Source organism: Embleya australiensis (genome assembly GCF_051903075.1).
Taxonomy (GTDB): domain Bacteria; phylum Actinomycetota; class Actinomycetes; order Streptomycetales; family Streptomycetaceae; genus Embleya.
Map to the genome: position 1 here is coordinate 180,931 of NZ_CP182423.1, position 16,159 is coordinate 197,089.

The window sequence follows — 16,159 nt, forward strand, 5'->3', positions numbered from 1 at the left end:
GGACACTTCACGGACATCGCGCGGACATTCCTTCGCTCGGCCGCGAAGGCGGTGACGGCCGGTCGGATGGGTCCTACCGTGGAGGTCGGGTTCGCCGCAGCTGCAGGGGAGCGCCCATGGGCAGCACCACCGCGACCACACGAGGCATCGAACGGGTCGGGAACACACGCTTGCGCCGCGAGGCCGGTGCGCGCGGGTGGGCCTCGGCCCGGGAGTTCGCCGCGGGTTTGGACGCGGAGGCGCGGCGCCCGGGCCTGGGTGTCGTGTTCGACGAGCGCACCGTGCGGCGCTGGCTGTCGGGGCACAGCCGGTGGCCCCAACGTGCGCACCGCCTGGCGCTGGAACGGATCTTCGGGCTCCCCTGCGTCGTCCTCGGTTTCGTCTCGCCCATGTGCGCCGACACGACGGCGATCACCGGTTTCGCGAGGGACTTCGGCGGGAGCGACGGCGCGGATATCGTGGCGGTGTCGCCGGCGGCGGGAGGCTCGGACGTGGAACGGCGGGAATTCCTGACCGCGACGGGCGCGGTCCTGGGTCTGTTGTCCCTCGCGGACGCGCCCGCCGCGTCCGCGATGCCGCTCGCGCACACCGGCACCGTCCGGGTCGGTGCGGGCGATGTCGCCCGCGTGCGGACGATGACCACGGCGTTGGGCGACGCGGCGGCCGAACTCGGCGGCGGTGTCGCGCGAACGGTGGCCGCGCAGTACCTGTCCGGCGAGGCGTCGCCACTGTTGGACGGCACCTACACCGACGCCACCGGCCGCGAACTCCACGCCGCCGTCGGGGAACTCGCGCACCTGATCGCGTGGATGGCCCAGGACGAGGGCGCCCCCGGCCTCGCGCAACGGTACTTCGCGCACGCCCACCGGCTCGGCACCCTCGGGGCGGATCGCGAACTCGCCTCCACCGCGCTGCGCGGCATGGCCGTGCAGGCGATCGACGCCGGACACCGCGCCACCGCGGTGCGCCTGGCCGAGGAGTGTGTGCGGCACGCGCAAGGGCTCGCCGACCCGCGCGCGCACGCCTACTACGAGACGACCCTGGCGCAGGCCGCGGCCCTCGACCAGGACCGTGCCACCGCCACCCGATGCCTGGCCTCCTCGCAGACCCGGATCGAAACCGCGCCCGTCCACACCTCGGGAACGTCCTGGGCGAGCCACTACAGCATCGGCCGCTGGGCCCACGAGAGCGGAATGGTCCTCGCCCGCCTCGGCGAACTCGACGAAGCGCGGGCCTATCTGCGGTATGCCCTCGACGTCCACGGCCTCGACCGCAGGCGCAGCCGCGCGATCGTCCTGGCCGACCTCGGCGAACTCCACCTGCGCGCCGGCGACCCCGACACCGCGATCGCCACCTGGAACGAGTTCGTCACCTGCGCCGGTGGCGTGCGTTCCCTCAAGGTCGACACCGCCGGCCAGGACATGCGCGCCCGCCTGCACCGCCTGCGCACCGATCGCGTCCCCGGCGCCGACGAACTCGAACACCGCGCCCACCACACCTGGACACCCGACAACGCCTAAGGCCTGTCTGATAATGATCTTGTGGTGTCTCGGGGTGGGTTGACGGATGCGGCGTGGGTTCGGATCGAGCCGTTGTTGCCGGTGGTGGATGGTCGTGGTCGGCCGTGGGGTGATCATCGGCAGGTGATCGACGGGGTGTTGTGGCGGTTGCGCACCGGTGCTCCGTGGCGGGACGTTCCGGCGCGGTACGGGCCCTGGCAGACGGTGTACGAGCGGTTCGTGCGGTGGGAGGCGGACGGGACGTGGGCCGCGCTGCTCGAACACGTGCGGGTGCGGGACGACGCGGTCGGCCGGGTCAACTGGTCGGTGTCGGTGGACTCCGCCGTCGTCCGCGCCCACCAACATGCGCCGGGGCACGCAAAAAGGGGGCTGCGGACGGGGACGAACCGGGCGACGTGGAGCGTGCAGCGCCGGGCCCGACGCCTGCGGGACGCGAGGGCCTGGACCGCTCGCGGGGCGGCCTGACCACCAAGCTGCATCTCGCGGTGGACGGGCGGGGGTTGCCGTTGTCGATCGTGGTCACCCCGGGGCAGGCGCGGGACGCGCCGGCGTTGGACGCCGTGCTCACCGGAATTCGCGTGCTGCGGCTCGGTCCGGGTCGGCCGCGGGTGCGGCCGACCCGGCTGATCGCGGATCGGGCGTACTCCTCGCGCGCGATATGCGCCCGTCTGACGCTGCAGCTGAACCGTCAAGCAGACTCGCTGATATCGGCGTTGCGGTCGCCGTACCCTTGGCATTTCCAAGAATCAGCGGGGGTGGGCAGTGAAGCCAGGGGAACTAATCGCGGGTCGGTACGAGCTGGTCAAGAAGCTTGGGCGGGGCGGGATGGGCGAGGTGTGGGCTGCGCGGGACCGTAGTCTCCACCGTGACGTCGCGCTCAAGCTGCTCGACCTCGGCGGGGCTGTCCACCCGGACCTGCCTCAGCGGTTCGAACGCGAGGCGGTAGCCGCCGCGCAGATCAACCACCCGAACGTGGCTGCTCTCTACGACCGGGGCGTTCACCTGGACATCCTCTTCCTGGTCATGGAGAAGGTCGATGGTACGACGCTCACCGATCACCTCCATGCCGCGAGCTCCATGACTCTGGCCCGCGCCCTGGAGATAGGCAGCGAGATTTGCGCGGCGCTGATCGCCGCGCACCGGGCCCAGGTCATTCACTACGACATCAAGCCCCACAACGTCATGATCACCCCGGACGGGCAGGTCAAGGTCGTCGACTTCGGGATCGCGGGGTTCGTCCAGACCGCGTTCTCCGTGGCGCGCTCCACTCAGCTGCAACCCGCCGGCACCGTGGAGTACGGTGCGCCGGAACAGTTCCTCTCCGAGCGCGGGGATGAACGTTCTGACCTGTATGCACTCGGTGGGGTGCTGTTCACCTTGCTTGCCGGTCGACCTCCCTTCACCGGTCACAACTGGCTCGCGGTCATCCGGCGCAAAGCTGAAGAAGAAGCCCCACGCCTCGACACACTCCGCCCTGACCTGCTGCCCGAAGTGACCGAACTCGTCGCCGAGCTTTTGCGACGCAACCCCGGACAGCGCCCCCAGTCGGCGCGGCAGGTCTACGACCGTCTCCAACAGGTGCGGTCGGCCCTCGATCCGAGAGATGCGGGCAGTCTGACTCCGCCGACCATCGTGGCACCGTCGGAATCCACGAGCGCCAAGGCAGCTCCCAGGATCCACGTGGCCCACGTGGCGCGTCGAGACAGCTCGCGGAACCGAGGAAGCTACAGCTACCACCGAATCCGCGTCTTCCTCGAAGGGGACGATGACGGCGATCTCGATCGCGTCACCAAAGTCGTCTACCACCTACATCCGACCTTCCCCGAGCCGGATCGTGTCGTCACGGACCGGGCGACAGGGTTTGAACTGAGGATGTTGGCATGGGGACAGTTCACGATGACGGCAGATGTCCATGTGCAAGGCCGGCAGGAGCCTTTGAGGCTTGAGCGATACCTCAACTTCTGATCCTGTATGGCATGTCGGTGCGCGAACACCGGGATTCTGCTTCTCAGGGCTTGCCCTTCGAGGTGTTGAGGCCAGCCATGAGCTGGCGGTTCGCGGCGCGGGCGACATCGAGATCGTCGTCGCGGTCGGCGAGTTGTTAACGACACCCCTGAGGTGCACGACGCCCCTACCGACCCCGTCTCACTCGACCGTGTGGCCCTGCCCAGCACGACAGTGCGCGACGCAAATCAAACCCCAACAGAAGACGACGACAGCCGTGTCGTGTTGATCGCGTTCGCCCCGATGAGGGTTCATGGCTCGTGAAGATCTGCCGGAGATGACCCGCGGAGACCTCGACGTGCTGCTGGCCGCGCCGAGTTGCCCGTCGTGCGGTCGGAGTCCGGAGCCGGGCGAGTGCTGGATCGTCTCGGACACCTCCTCGATCCGCTCGCGCCCTGGGTCCGGTTTCCGCGCGGTCACCGGTGGGCACTGTGGTCCGGTCCGGCCCGCTCGGCACCGGATCCGACCGGGCCGACGGAGACCGGACGACCGCCGCTGCATTACCGCACGACCGAACGGGGCCCTGCGTTCGCTCCGGGCACCGCATGCGCGGCGTGGCTGCCGGCTTTCGGGCCGGCCATGGATCGCAACCCACAGGAACCGCCACACCTGCGATGAGGCACCGCACGCCGGCGCACCGAGTGTTCGCCGTTTCGATGAGGCGCCGTTCGGAACGTGGTGGCCACGGCGAGGAGTTGTGCGCGGGGCGGTCGGCGGGCCTTTCGGGTGCTCGATCGCGGGTGCGGCCGACCACCGACCGTCGCGGTCTTGCCGTCGCTCGTCGTATCGCGTCATGCTCGGAACGTCATCGCGCTTCCGAGGGCCTGGAGGCCCCATCGTGGGTGATCACAGCAAGCCGCCGGCGCCCCCACCGGATCCGCCGCAGCCCGATCCCCAGCAGAAGCAGGACGGCGCGCTGCCCGGTATCGGGGACCCTGGGCCGGGTCGGCGCAAGAAGGACAAGCCGTAGTGCGCGACGATGCCGAGATCGTGGGCGCCCTCGACGCCGAGGGCGCCTTCCCCACCGAGTGGGTACGCGAGGCAATGCTCGCCGTGCCGCGCGCGGCGTTCGCGCCCGACACGGTCTGGCGCGCCCACCCCGCCAACGGCCGCTACACCGCGGTCGACCGGCGCGCGGACCCCGACGCGTGGGACGAGGTGGTCCTGCGGCCGGAACCGGTGGTCATCCAGGTCGACGACGGCACCGCCGACACGGCGGGGAGTGTGGCGAGCAGCTCGCTCAGCGACTACCGCGCGGTCGCCTCCTTCCTCACCGAACTCGACGTCCACCCCGGCCAACGCGTCCTGGAGATCGGCACCGGACCCGGCTGGACCGCCGCCCTGCTCGCCCGGCGCGTCGGCGACGGGAACGTCGTCTCGATCGAGATTGACCCCGCACTCGCGGACGCCGCCCGCGCCGCACACGCCCGACTCGGCCTCGCACCCACCGTGATCGCCGGCGACGGAACCCTCGGCGCACCCGACCACGCGCCCTTCGACCGGGTCCACATCACCGCCGCCTTCACCCACCGGGTGCCCTACGCATGGATCGCGCAGGCCCGCCCGGGCGCGGTGATCGTCGCCCCGTGGTCGCCCCGGTTCGGCACCGGCGCCCTCCTGCGCCTGGTCGCGGGCGACGACGGCACGGCGTCGGGGAAACTCGTGCGCAGCGTGGCGTTCATGGAGTTGCGCGGCCAACGCGGCGACGACGGCGCCGGGTTCGAGGCTACGCGCGAGGCCGAGCCGGCCACGGGCGAGGTCGAGGTGGAGTGGGTGTTGGAGTCGCTGTACCGGGACGGGAACTTCACCCACGCCGTCGCGTTGAGACTGCCCGACGTACGGCTGGAGACGCTCGGAGGTGGGGCCGTGTGGCGGCTGTGGGACGGTGGCCGTTCCTGGGCGCTGGTCGACGACCGGCCCGGGATCGGCAAGGCCGTCCAGGGCGGGCCGCGCCGGCTGTGGGACGAGGTCGACGCCGTCCTGCGATGGCAGGACGAACACCGAGTGCACGGCTACGACTTCGGCATCACCGTCGAACGTGGTCGACAATGGGCCTGGGCGCGGCAGCCTGATCGGCGCTGGGAGATGTAGCCGGCGGCTCCCGAACGCGTGAACCACCGAGGCTGCAGGTTCGAGTGCGGCGCAGCGGCGGGATTCCTGGTCCGCCGGGTGCAGGGCACGGCGGTCGCGGTGTGGGTGTCGGGACGCGCGCACCCGTGGGGTTGTGTCGGTATGCCGCTGATGCCTTCGGGGCCTGGCGCGGGCCTGCGTCCGCGCGGTGGTCGGACTCAACGTGGAGCCGGCCGGGGGCCGGGGTGGGAGCCGCTGACGACCCGGCTCGAACAGCTGGGCGCGGTGTCGGGGCCGAACGCTGAAGCGGGGGCTGGCTGCGGGCGGGCCGACCGGGTTGAGCGGCGGCGCCCCGAGGGGGTGGCTGCGGCCGGTTACGGGTCGGCGGTGTGTTCGGTGTCGGTGATGCGTCCGCCGCGGCGGGTGCGGATGTCGACCGCGCGCTGCGTCCCGCCACGTCGGCCGGCCGGGGCGGAGCGTTGGCCACCGTCGATGTCGGAGAGGGCTGCCACACTGCGCCATGCCCGTCACGCTCACCTGCGCGCGCTGCAACCGGATCTTCTCGGCTCCACCGTCGGCCCGTCGCTCGTACTGTTCGACCGCCTGCTTCCGCATCACCCAGACGGAGGCCACGGACTGGATCAACCGGGAGTGCGAACAGTGCGGCGGCGCCTTCCGGATCCGGGGCAAGGAAGCGGCCAAACGCCCGGCGCGGTATTGCTCGGTCACCTGCGCCGTGGCCGCGAAGCGGCAACCTCCGCGCCAATGCGCCTGGTGCGGAGGCGACTTCGTGCCCGGGAATCCCGCGGGCGCCTCGGACGACTCCATGGCCGGGCGGTACTGCTCGAGGGGGTGCTCGGGACTGGCGCGCCGCAACCGGACGAGGCAGGCCTGCCGCCACTGCCGCGCCGAGTTCGAGATCAGAGCCTCCCGGGCGGACACCGGCCGGGGCCTGTATTGCTCGAAGGACTGCCACACCGCGGCGTCCACCGTCGTTCGGGTGTGCCGCAGGTGCGGTACGGCCTTCCGGGCGCCGTTGAGCGTCGTCGCACGCGGATGGGGCACCTACTGCTCACGGGAGTGCGTCGCACGGCAAGTGCGGCGCGTATGTTCGTGGTGCGGCGCCGCGTTCACTGCCGAGATGTCGGTGGTCGACGACGGTCGCGCCCGGTACTGCGGCAACGCCTGCCGTCACCTGGGGCATCGCAACCGCGTCGAGCGGCCCTGCACCGAGTGCGGCCGGGTGTTCAGCATGCCCGCCTCCGCCGCCGCCCGAGGCCGGCGCACCTGCTCGCGCGCCTGTTGGGCCCGCGGACTCGCCGAGGACCCGCACATGCGCGCCGTCCTCGCCGCCGCGCGCCACGCGATGCTCACGACCCGAGCCGAGACCCGGCCGGAGCGGATCCTGTACGCCCTCCTCGACCGACTCGTCCCCGAACTCGCCCCGGGCACGGCCTGGGCACGGCAACTGCGGCTGCTGGACCGGTGGACGGTCGACGCCGCCATCCCCGATCTGCGGTTGGTCCTCCAGGCCGACGGCGACTACTGGCACGGACTCCACGAGAAGGACCACCGAGACCCCCGCGTCGCCGCAAACATGGCCAATGACGCCTACCAGGACCGCAAACTCGCCGAGGCGGGCTGGCAGGTGCTGCGCTTTTGGGAGACCGACCTGATCAGGCGCCTGCCCGACTGCGCGGACCGCCTCACCCGGGCCGTCGACACCCGCCGGCACCAACTCGCCGGCGGACCCCAGCCGCGTCACCGCATCCGACGCCGGGTCGTGGCGGGGCGAGGTGTCTACGAACGGCAGGTTGGGGCCGGGGCCCGACGCCCCCGGGTCACCGAACTGCGCGGCGCCGGGAGTCCGCGCGCCGAACCGACCTCCGACGGGACGGTTCAAGCTTGAGCTCCTCGTCCGGGAGGGGCGGCACCCGTCCTGCGGGAGAACGACGAGTATGCCGTTGCAGCCGGGCCGGTATGCTGCCGGGGCAGGCGGCCACGACCGCCGACCGCTGAAGGGGCCTTCCGCCACGCAGGAGTCCTCGTTGGTAGGCCAAGCCGTCCTTCGACGCATCGTGCACCTGAACCTGCCTGCCTTCAGAGCGGCGTTCGCGTGGGTGCGCCGCTGTATGGAGTCAGACATGCCTACGAGCCGGCCCCGGAAGTCGCGGAAGCGCACGCGGGAGATCCGTGAACAGAGCCGAGCCACCGGCACGAGGTTCACCGCGGCGCTGCGGGCCAATGACCGTACCCGAGCCGACGACCAACAGTCGCCGCCGCGCCTCACCCCGACCCGCACCTTGGTGTTGCCCCTCGTCGAGGAGGCCCTGCTGGGCCTGTACGAACTGGACGGGCTGCTTCTGAGGCTCCGATTGGAGATGGTCTTGGACCACGAGGGGGAGCTGGTGGGGTATCGGGACAGCGGAGGGGTGCCGATCCCCGGCGCGCCGATCGAGGACGTCGAAGACGCGTACTACCGGGTGCGCGAAGCGCTGCCCGAGGGGACCGAGGAGTTCGCGAACGGGGGGGTGGATGAGATCCTTCCGCCCACGCCCGATGTCCTGCTGCTGATCGAATCCGACGGCGGGAGCTTGGTGTACCTGACCTCCGTCGAGGTGGCCGAGGCGGACCTCGTGCTCCTCGCCGCATTCGCCGACGCGCTCGACCGCGCGGCCCGCCCGCGTCCCGGCCCGGAGTTCGAAGCGCTCAGGGAGGCGCTGGGCGAAATCGGGCGAGTGCCCTACTACCCGTGGATGCCCGAAGGGGACGAAGCCACCGTCGCCCGCTGGGTACGGGCCGCGCTGTCGACAGTTTTGCACTCTCCCTTCAAGGGCCCGCTCGGCGCCGCCGACCGCAAGACGCTGTCCAACGTGCTGAGGTACGCCAAGGGCTGGGAGTTCGTTCAGGTGGACCGGGACGAGGAGGAGGCGGCCGAGCGCGCGTTGCTGAGCATGATGCGCGCGGCGGAGTGGGCCTGACGGGTGCCCGAGCCGGAGCAGCCGTGAGAGCTTCCCGCGCAGTGTTCAGTGTCGCTGAGCTGTACCTATGCCGGGCGTCGCCCGCTCGGCGTGTGGGCGACAGCCGCGACCTGGTTGGCGTCGGATCCGACATCCGGCGTGATTCGCGCAGTTCCCTGTGGAATCCGTGTGCGTGGAAGCGGGCCAGCCGAGGGCCGGGTGGGCCGGACCGGATGGTCCCGGCAAAGTGGTGTCGCGGTGACGTACCGGGTGGCGCGGCGGGAGGCCCGGTCGGCGGCCGCGTGCGGTTCGAATGACCGCGGTATTGCTTCGGCGGGTGCGGGCCGCCATCCTCGAACGAGCGATGACTGTCGGTAGGCAAGGGGGTTGCCATGGGTGAGCATTCGAAGCCGAACGACGGGAAGGTCCGGCCTGAGTTGGGTTCGCCTACATGTCGCTTGGTCTGACTCGATTGCCGGGAACCCGCATGATGAGAACCCAGCGGTCTCGATCCTTGTTCGGCGCGGAAACGTGTTGCGCCCAAAGGTTGTTGGCAATGCTGGGGATCCAGTCGAGTTTGGGTGTCTTGTCGAGAATGGCAAGCCCGCCCAGTCCGACTCCGGTGGCCTGATAGGCAGAGGTTTGACGGAGGTATCTGGCCAGTCCCTCTTTGGTTGTTTTGTGCTTTCGTTGCTTGCACTCGATCACGGTCTCGAATCCTTGGAAGCGCACGACGATGTCCGCACGCCCTCCGGCTCGATCGGTGACTTCGATATCTACCTCGTGGCAGAGGCCGTCCAGGTAGTCGGCGAGGTCCTCCTGTAGTGCTTCTTCCTTCGCTTCAGGGTCGAAGAGATAGAAGAATCTGCCCGAGTGGTGGGCTTGTGCACGATTCGTGCGATTGGCAAGGAAGCGGATCAATTGAACGAGTAGTTGTACGTAGGACTCTCGGACCGGGCCGCGAAAGTCCGGACACTCCCGGAGGATCTCGATGGCGCTGTTGAAGACTTCCTGTTCGGCGACGGGGAGCCGGGCGGCGGTCGCGCTTTCGTGATCGACGATCTCCTGTTCGAGATCGGGAAGGTTGTCACGGAAGCTGAGTGGCAGGTCCGCGAGCACACCGTGTCCGATTCTGGCGGCCAGATTGGGGAATGCAGCCGCCAGGTCTTTTCCCGAATCGTCCGGTGGGTCGTCCGGGGGGTCCGCCCCTGCGGTCACGGCCTCCTGGAGCTGTCGTGCGGTGTCGATGTCCAGGTCGGGTGCGGCATCGGCAATGTAGGCCTGCAAGTGGAGGCCCAGGCTGTTGCGCCGGGCGAATGCCTCCTCGATCCGTGGGGTCACCAGGACGCTCACGCCGGGTGCGTCGTCCTGGGATCGGAGCAGGCGCAGGGCCCGGCCGGCGGAGTAGGCGGTCAGGATCTGGTCGATCGTGCGGCTGGGCCACTGGTTGGTGTGCTCGTCGAGGTGGGCGTCGACGTGTTCGAGGGTTTCGGTGAGCGTGTACCAGGCCGCTTCCGCGTCGTAGCGGCCGTCCCGCCAATGGGTGCGCAGGCCGGTGAGCCAGGTTCGGTGTTCGCTCACATGACGGCGCAATCGCCCGGCCGCGTCGCGCAGCGCGTGGCTTTGGCCGGCTTCGAAGGCCAGGATGCCTTCGATGGCGGCGAGGTACGCCTGCGCGTCGGGGCGGTCCTCGTCGGCGTCGACGGCGATGCGCAGATGGATGCGCGCGGCGTCCAGGTGGTCGAGCAGTCTCGGGCGGTCGGGGGCGTTGAAGGCGTCGGACAGGCGGCACATGGCGATTTCGTACGCCGTGTCCGCGCGAATGTGCGGGGTCGTCAGGAAGGCGGGCAGGGCGTCGGCGAGTTCGGCGTCGCGCCAGTGCTCGTAGGCCGCGCCGAGGGCTCGTACGACCCGGCGGGCGTAGCCGGCGGGGGCCGCGGCGGCTGCGGGGTCCACGAGGCGGGCCAGAAGGGCGTAGCGCGTGGTGGTGCCGTTCAGGGCGAGGCGGAGGGCTGTTTCCAGGTAGATCCCGGCGAGTTCCGCGCGCAGCGGGTCACGGTGGTTGTTGCTGCGTTCGAGGGCCAGGGTGTTGAGTCGCGCGGCTTCGTGTTCGAGGTACTGGGGGTGTTCGCAGAGTCGGTCGAGGATGTCGTCGGTGACGGCCGGGCGGTTGTCGGTGGTGAGGTGGTCGGTGATGAAGGCGGCGGCGCGTTGCGGGTGGTCGAGGTCTCCCCAGTGGTTGAAAAGCGTCTCGGCCACGCGGAACCACAGCCGCGCCGCCGTGGGTTCGTCGGTGCGTTCCCATGCCTGCCACAGGTTTTCCTCGCCGCCGAGTTCGCCGAGTGTCGGCGCGTCCCCCGGGCGGGTGAGGAGCGTCTGCAGCGGGCTCACGGCGGGACCTTTCTCGGTGGTCGAACGCGGACGGCGGTCGCTGAGTGTTCCAGGAGGGTTCCGCTACCACATGTACTGCCCCGGTGGGGCGTACCTGAGTCGGTCTTGCGGGACGACGCTGCGGGCGAGGTCGCGGTTCGCGGTGGCGGCGATGATCTGTAGGCCCGGGGTCTCGGCGCAGATGGTCTTGAGGTGTTGGAGGGTCTCGGCGAGGTCTGCGGGGTTGACCTCCTGCGCGCCCACGGAGTCCAGGAGAAGGAGTCCGGGGTGTCGGCCGCCGTCGGTTCTGCCCACGCGGAGGAGGGCCAGGAGGGTGGCGATGCGCAGTCGGAGCTGTTCGCCGTCGGAGACCGCGCTGAAGCTGGTGTCCCCGTCGTCCTTCTTGAGCCGCATCGTCGCGTTGCCTTGGAGTCGGACCCCTTGGAGCGCGGTGTAGCCCAGGCGTTGGGCGAGCGTCTTGATCTCCTCGTTGATGCGCCCCAACAGGGGTTTGCTCTGGGTTTGTACTCGCTTGTCCGCTTCTTTCTGGGCTGCTTCGAGGATGCGTTCCTCGAGGGTCGCCTGCGGCGGTCGGTCCTCGTGGGCCTGGCTTTTGGCGCGTTCGTCCAGGGCGCCGCGCAGGCGTTCCACGTCCAGGTGCAGACGTAGATGGGACTTCCCGGGCATGGCGATCCGTGCGGCGTCGAAGTCCCGGCGCGCGGAGGCGAGGGCGGCCTCCGTCGCGTCTCGCTTCGCCTGTGCCAGGCGCACCGCTTCCCGGGCTTGGCGGTCGGCGTCGCGCAGGGTCGCGATGCCGGCCGTCAGTTGTTCGACGGCGGTGGCATCGGCAGGGACTGTCGGGGGCGAGGCGGTGCCGCAGACCTCGCATTGGTCGGTGTCGTGTGCGTGGGGAAGGTCCGTGACCGCGGTGGCGCAGCGAGGGCAGCAGGTGGGGGTGAGTGATCCGAAGTGGCGTCGGGCCGCCGCGTTTTCGCGGAGGTCGCGCAGTGCTTTCTGGTCGTCGAGGAGGGCCTGGTGAATCTCTTCGGCGCGGCTTTGTGCGGTGGTGTGTTCGTGGGTGGCCCTGGTGTGCAGTGTGGTTGCTTCGGCCAGTTGGGTGCCGGCTTTTTCGAGGCTGGTGACGCGGTCTTCGAGGGAGGGTTCCTGTTGGGCGTTGTCGAGGGCTTGTTCGGCGGCCGCGAGTGTCTCGCGGAGTTGTCGGAGGGATTCGGTGCGGGCCTGGGCGTCCTGGGTGGCGCGTCGGGTTTCGCCGCGTGACTGTTGGCGGACGGCGTTCAGGGCGGCGTCGGCGTCGCGGCGCGTGGTGGTCCAGGGCAGGCCGATGAACATTTGCAGGAGGCTGACGACGCCGCCGTCCTGGACGGATTCGCCGAGGAGGATTCCGGGTTTGCGGTTTCGACACATCAGGGCGTGGCTGAAGGAGGGCCAGGTGGTGACGACGGCTTTGCCGTCGTCACCGTCCTTCGGGTCGTCCTTGCGCCAGCTGCGGAGGATCTCCAGGCCGAGGCGGTCCATCATGAACTCGTTCATCACCGCTTCGAACTGGGCGTCCCCGTCGAACGTCACGGTGTGTTCGCGGTCTCCGGTCTGCAGACTGCCGGTGAGTCGGCCCTCGCTTTGGGAGATCGTCACGACGAACGGTTCGTCGTCGATGCGTCCCGCGAGGCGGGCGTCGGTAATCCAGGCGCGGACGCCGGTCTGGAGTCTGCTGTTGCGTCCGCGCAGACACCACCAGATCACGTCCAGGACGGTGCTCTTGCCTTTGAGGTTGTCGGCGGCCAGGCACCACAGGCCGTCGTCGAGGGTCCAGTCGAAATCGAAAGTGCCGGTGGCCTTGCCGGACTTCTCCCCGCGAAACCGCACTGAGGACAGCGACAATCGGCGGGGTCGGGGCAGGAGTCCGCTCTCGCGGACGTTGTGGTGTTCCAGGGTCCGGGCAACGTCCTCGGTCGAGGCGCCGGCGCGTTTGGCCACGGCGTCGGTGAAGTCGCTCACGAGGCCGCTCCCCGGACGTCGTTCGTGATGTTCGCCAGTCGTGCGCGGACCCGGTCCGTGATGCGGTCGATGCTCTCCCCCATGTGGGTGCGTTCGTACTCGGCCTGCCGGTACTGGATCTCCTTGAGGCTGCTGCCGCTGCGATCGCCGGCCACCAGGAGGACGAGGGCGGCGCGTTCGTCGTACCAGCGCAGATCCGGCTCCTCGTCCCGCAGTTCCTGCGCGGTCCGCCGGCCGGGCGGCATCAGGTAGTAGTCCCACCGATCGACCTGTGGAGGTTGACCGACGGCCTCGATGGCGACCATGCCGTGCGAGAACAGCAGCGCGAGGGCGTCGTCGAGGGCTTCGAAGGCACCGAACCGCCACCGAACCATCGGATACGAGGCCAGGTCCGGCTCGTCCCCCTCCAGCAAGCCGGCGGCGCGCTCCACCAGGTCGACCCCCGCGAGCCCTCCGCCCTCGTGCAGGTTGAGCAGCTCGTCCGCGAGGTAGTCGGGGCTGCGCAACCAGAAATCCAGGGCCTGCAACCTCTTTTGCCCCCGAACCACCGCAACGGCCCCGGGCGGCTCCCCGTCCGCGACCGTCCCCCGGCAGTGATCCAGCAGAAACAGCACCCGCACCGCGTCCTGAACCCGCGAAGCCCGCCGTGCTGCTTGTCCTGTCCCGGCCATAGCCCTCCCCACCCGAGATGACAGAGGACCACGACTAGCACACCTGCGAAGCCACGCGAGAGGGATCATCCACCACTCGCACGAATGACACCCACACGAGACCTTGGACACCTCGGCCCGACGCGGAAACGAATGGGCACACGGGCCCAGGCAGCGCACGGTGTTCGACGCGGTGATCTCGGCGGACGAGGCAAGGCACGTTCCGGACGCGTGAGGCGGATGAGTGACTGATCCGGCCGCTCGGAGACTCGTGTTCGGTCGCCGCTCGCCGCGGAATCAACTCCCGATCGGCGCGGGGTCCCGGATCGGCCATCGGCGTCCGGTGTCGGGATCGCCCGCCCACACGTACTGCTCGGTGGGCGTGACGGTCATGCCGTAGTCGTACAACCGGATCCGCCCGTCGTCGGTCCATCGGTCCCAGGCGGCAAGGAGTTCGCCGACGAAGCGTCGGGGGCCGCCTTCGCGGACGAGGACGCGGTCGTCGCCGCGTGTGGTGGTCAGGGTCGCCCAGGACGCGGCCCCGTCGTGCACACGCACCGTCGTGCCGTCCGACCCGGGCGCCGTGATGGTGTAGCGGACGTCGGGCAGGGCCACGCGCAGCGCCCACATCACGTTGTTCGTGCGCAGCGGGGCCAAGTCGCGGGTGATCTCGTGTTCGTGATCGATGGTGGGGTGGTGGGTGTGGATGTCGTCGAAGGTGGGGGTGGGGGTGGTGTCGCGGGCGCTCATGAATTGGGCGAGGCCCTGGCACCAGCCGGTGGCGGTGGTGCCGGTGGGGTCGAGGGTCAGGGCGAAGTGGCCGAGTCTGCCCCAGGGGAAGACGAGGTCGCCGCCGGGTTCGAGTTGTTCGATCCAGGCGTTGGGGACGCGGTCGACGGCGTAGGTGGCGATGATCCGTTGGTAGGGGACGTTGTCGGGGCATCCCTTGGCGCCGTCACCCACGCGTATGTCGACGTCGATTCCCGCGCGGGTGAGGGTGGTTCGTGCCAGGTTGGCGAGGGTGGGGTCGACCTCGACGCTGGTGACGGTGCCGGTGGGGCCGACGTGGTGGGCGATCAGGGCGGCGTTCCAGCCGGTGCCGGTGCCCAGTTCCAGGACGCGGTGTCCGGGTGCGAGGTCGAGGGAGTCGAGCATGTCGGCCACCACCGAGGTGCACGACAGGCTCGAGGTGGGGCGGCCGTGGGTGACCTCGGTGATCGCCGCGTCGTAGGGCCCGGCGTACACCAGACGCGCCCACCGGTCCGGGTCGGCGGCGCGGTCGACGGGCACGTACGCGTGGCCGTCCCAGTCCCACAGGCGGTCCGGGGCGAAGGCGTCACGGGGCAGGTGTTCGAAGGCTTCCCGCAGCCACGGGGTGTCGGCGGGCCACGCCCGGTGGGCGTCCATCGCCGCTGTGGAGGCCCGCCGGTATTCGCCGAGGTCGGCGGGGTCGGTCACGGCTTCGGTTTCTTGTGCTTGCCGTCCGGGTCCGGCTCCGGCGGCACCTGGCCGTCGGAATTGTCCGGTGGGGCCTTGCCTTTCGACGGGTCCGGGCTCGGCCTGCTGTGATCACCCATACCGACCTCCGAAGTCACGTGTGGTCACTCCCCAGGGGCCATCATGGCGCTCTCCGACCGGAACCGGGAGACCCCGATCTCGAAACTCGACGGGAAACCCGGTCCTCTCACAGCGTCCAGGAGTGCGTGCGTCCGTCCGGGGCGACGAGGCGAACGTGTTGGCCGGTGGGGCCCACCTCGAGGGTGAGCCATTCCCGGCGGGGCCGGCTCAGGGCCGGCCACAGGCGGCGGGCCTGTTCGATCGGCGCCCACTTGTCCCGAGGTTGCGTGCGCGGGTGCCCTTCCGCTTCCGACCGGCCTGGACACCGGCGTCGGGCCCGTCGTTTCTCGGCGCGACGGGGCAGGCGCACTCGGGCGACACCCGGTATGACGGGTAGTCGGTCGGGGTCGTAGGTCATCGGCGTATTCACCTACGACCACGAGATCCTGGGCCCGCTTCGCGGGCAGTCCTCCGGCGTCGCCGCCCGAGGCGGGAAATGGGAGGTCCACCACAACCCCCACGACGGCCGCCAGGTGTGGATCCGCCTGCCCGACGGCGAGTCGACCGAGATCCCGTGGATCCACCGCGACCACGCCCACCACCCGTTCGACGAACGCACCTGGCAATACGTGCGTGCCACCGTCATCCCCCACACCGACGCCGACATCCACGAGGCGGAACTCGCGGAAGCCTTCGACCAGCTCATGCGCCGTGCCCGCAGCGGAGGAGCCACCCGCACCGAACAACGCCTCCTCGCCCGCGGCACACCCACCCGGATTCCCCCACCGGGACGCCCCGTGAGGCGGGAGCAGGACCTCGGCGGCACCGTCCCGGGGACACGCGAGGACAGCCTCGACGAACTCGACGACGGCGTCGACGAGTCGCCGCTGCCGGGCCCCTGCGAAGCCGAACTCGACTCCCCCACACCGCCGTACACGGGGTACGGGCTCTACGACGCACACGAGGAGGCCATGAAATGGTGACCCCCGGTGCGCAGTCGGGCGACGCCCCG

11 protein-coding genes and 1 pseudogene are annotated in these 16,159 nt (G+C 70.1%); 8 read left to right on the forward strand and 4 right to left on the reverse strand.

What is annotated here, in order from left to right; translation table 11 throughout:
- The first annotated feature begins 116 nt into the window (after nt 1–116).
- The 7 genes and pseudogenes from ACMXN5_RS31175 (at nt 117) to ACMXN5_RS31205 (ending at nt 8,575) form a co-directional block, all read left to right on the forward strand.
- Nucleotides 117–1,520 carry a tetratricopeptide repeat protein gene (locus tag ACMXN5_RS31175; protein ID WP_439678247.1) on the forward strand — a complete coding sequence of 468 codons (1,404 nt, stop codon included), beginning with the start codon at nt 117–119 and terminating at the stop codon, nt 1,518–1,520.
- Nucleotides 1,521–1,541: 21 nt separating this feature from the next.
- Nucleotides 1,542–2,179 (forward strand): annotated as a pseudogene (locus ACMXN5_RS31180) (IS5 family transposase); the annotation flags it as partial.
- A 103-nt stretch (nt 2,180–2,282) separates the two neighbouring features.
- Nucleotides 2,283–3,485 carry a protein kinase domain-containing protein gene (locus tag ACMXN5_RS31185; protein ID WP_439678248.1) on the forward strand — a complete coding sequence of 401 codons (1,203 nt, stop codon included), beginning with the start codon at nt 2,283–2,285 and terminating at the stop codon, nt 3,483–3,485.
- Nucleotides 3,486–4,362: 877 nt separating this feature from the next.
- Nucleotides 4,363–4,494 (forward strand): hypothetical protein, encoded by a 132-nt coding sequence (locus tag ACMXN5_RS31190; RefSeq protein WP_439678249.1) that lies wholly within the window; start codon nt 4,363–4,365, stop codon nt 4,492–4,494.
- A complete protein-coding gene (locus tag ACMXN5_RS31195) occupies nt 4,494–5,615 on the forward strand; it encodes a methyltransferase domain-containing protein (protein WP_439678250.1) in 1,122 nt (373 codons plus the stop codon). Before ACMXN5_RS31190 ends, ACMXN5_RS31195 begins: the two co-directional genes overlap by 1 nt.
- Nucleotides 5,616–6,735: 1,120 nt before the next feature.
- A complete protein-coding gene (locus ACMXN5_RS31200; protein ID WP_439678251.1) occupies nt 6,736–7,503 on the forward strand; it encodes a DUF559 domain-containing protein in 768 nt (255 codons plus the stop codon).
- A gap of 235 nt (nt 7,504–7,738) precedes the next feature.
- The gene (locus ACMXN5_RS31205; RefSeq protein ID WP_439678252.1) at nt 7,739–8,575 is read left to right on the forward strand and encodes a hypothetical protein; all 837 of its coding nucleotides are present in this window, start codon (nt 7,739–7,741) and stop codon (nt 8,573–8,575) included.
- 426 nt (nt 8,576–9,001) lie between these two features.
- On the opposite strand, the gene ACMXN5_RS31210 is transcribed toward ACMXN5_RS31205, so the two are convergent.
- The 4 genes from ACMXN5_RS31210 to ACMXN5_RS31225 all read right to left on the reverse strand — a co-directional run bounded on the left by ACMXN5_RS31210 (nt 9,002) and on the right by ACMXN5_RS31225 (nt 15,048).
- Nucleotides 9,002–10,945 (reverse strand): hypothetical protein, encoded by a 1,944-nt coding sequence (locus tag ACMXN5_RS31210; protein ID WP_439678253.1) that lies wholly within the window; start codon nt 10,943–10,945, stop codon nt 9,002–9,004.
- Nucleotides 10,946–11,008: 63 nt separating this feature from the next.
- Nucleotides 11,009–12,940 (reverse strand): hypothetical protein, encoded by a 1,932-nt coding sequence (locus ACMXN5_RS31215; RefSeq protein WP_439678254.1) that lies wholly within the window; start codon nt 12,938–12,940, stop codon nt 11,009–11,011.
- Complete coding sequence (locus tag ACMXN5_RS31220; RefSeq protein ID WP_439678255.1) at nt 12,937–13,554, reverse strand: hypothetical protein; 618 nt, start codon at nt 13,552–13,554, stop codon at nt 12,937–12,939. Before ACMXN5_RS31220 ends, ACMXN5_RS31215 begins: the two co-directional genes overlap by 4 nt.
- Nucleotides 13,555–13,887: 333 nt before the next feature.
- Nucleotides 13,888–15,048, reverse strand: coding sequence for a methyltransferase domain-containing protein (locus ACMXN5_RS31225; protein WP_439678256.1), 1,161 nt, complete (start codon nt 15,046–15,048; stop codon nt 13,888–13,890).
- A gap of 632 nt (nt 15,049–15,680) precedes the next feature.
- Here ACMXN5_RS31225 and ACMXN5_RS31230 point away from each other — a divergent pair.
- Nucleotides 15,681–16,130, forward strand: coding sequence for a hypothetical protein (locus tag ACMXN5_RS31230; protein WP_439678257.1), 450 nt, complete (start codon nt 15,681–15,683; stop codon nt 16,128–16,130).
- Nucleotides 16,131–16,159 lie beyond the last annotated feature (29 nt).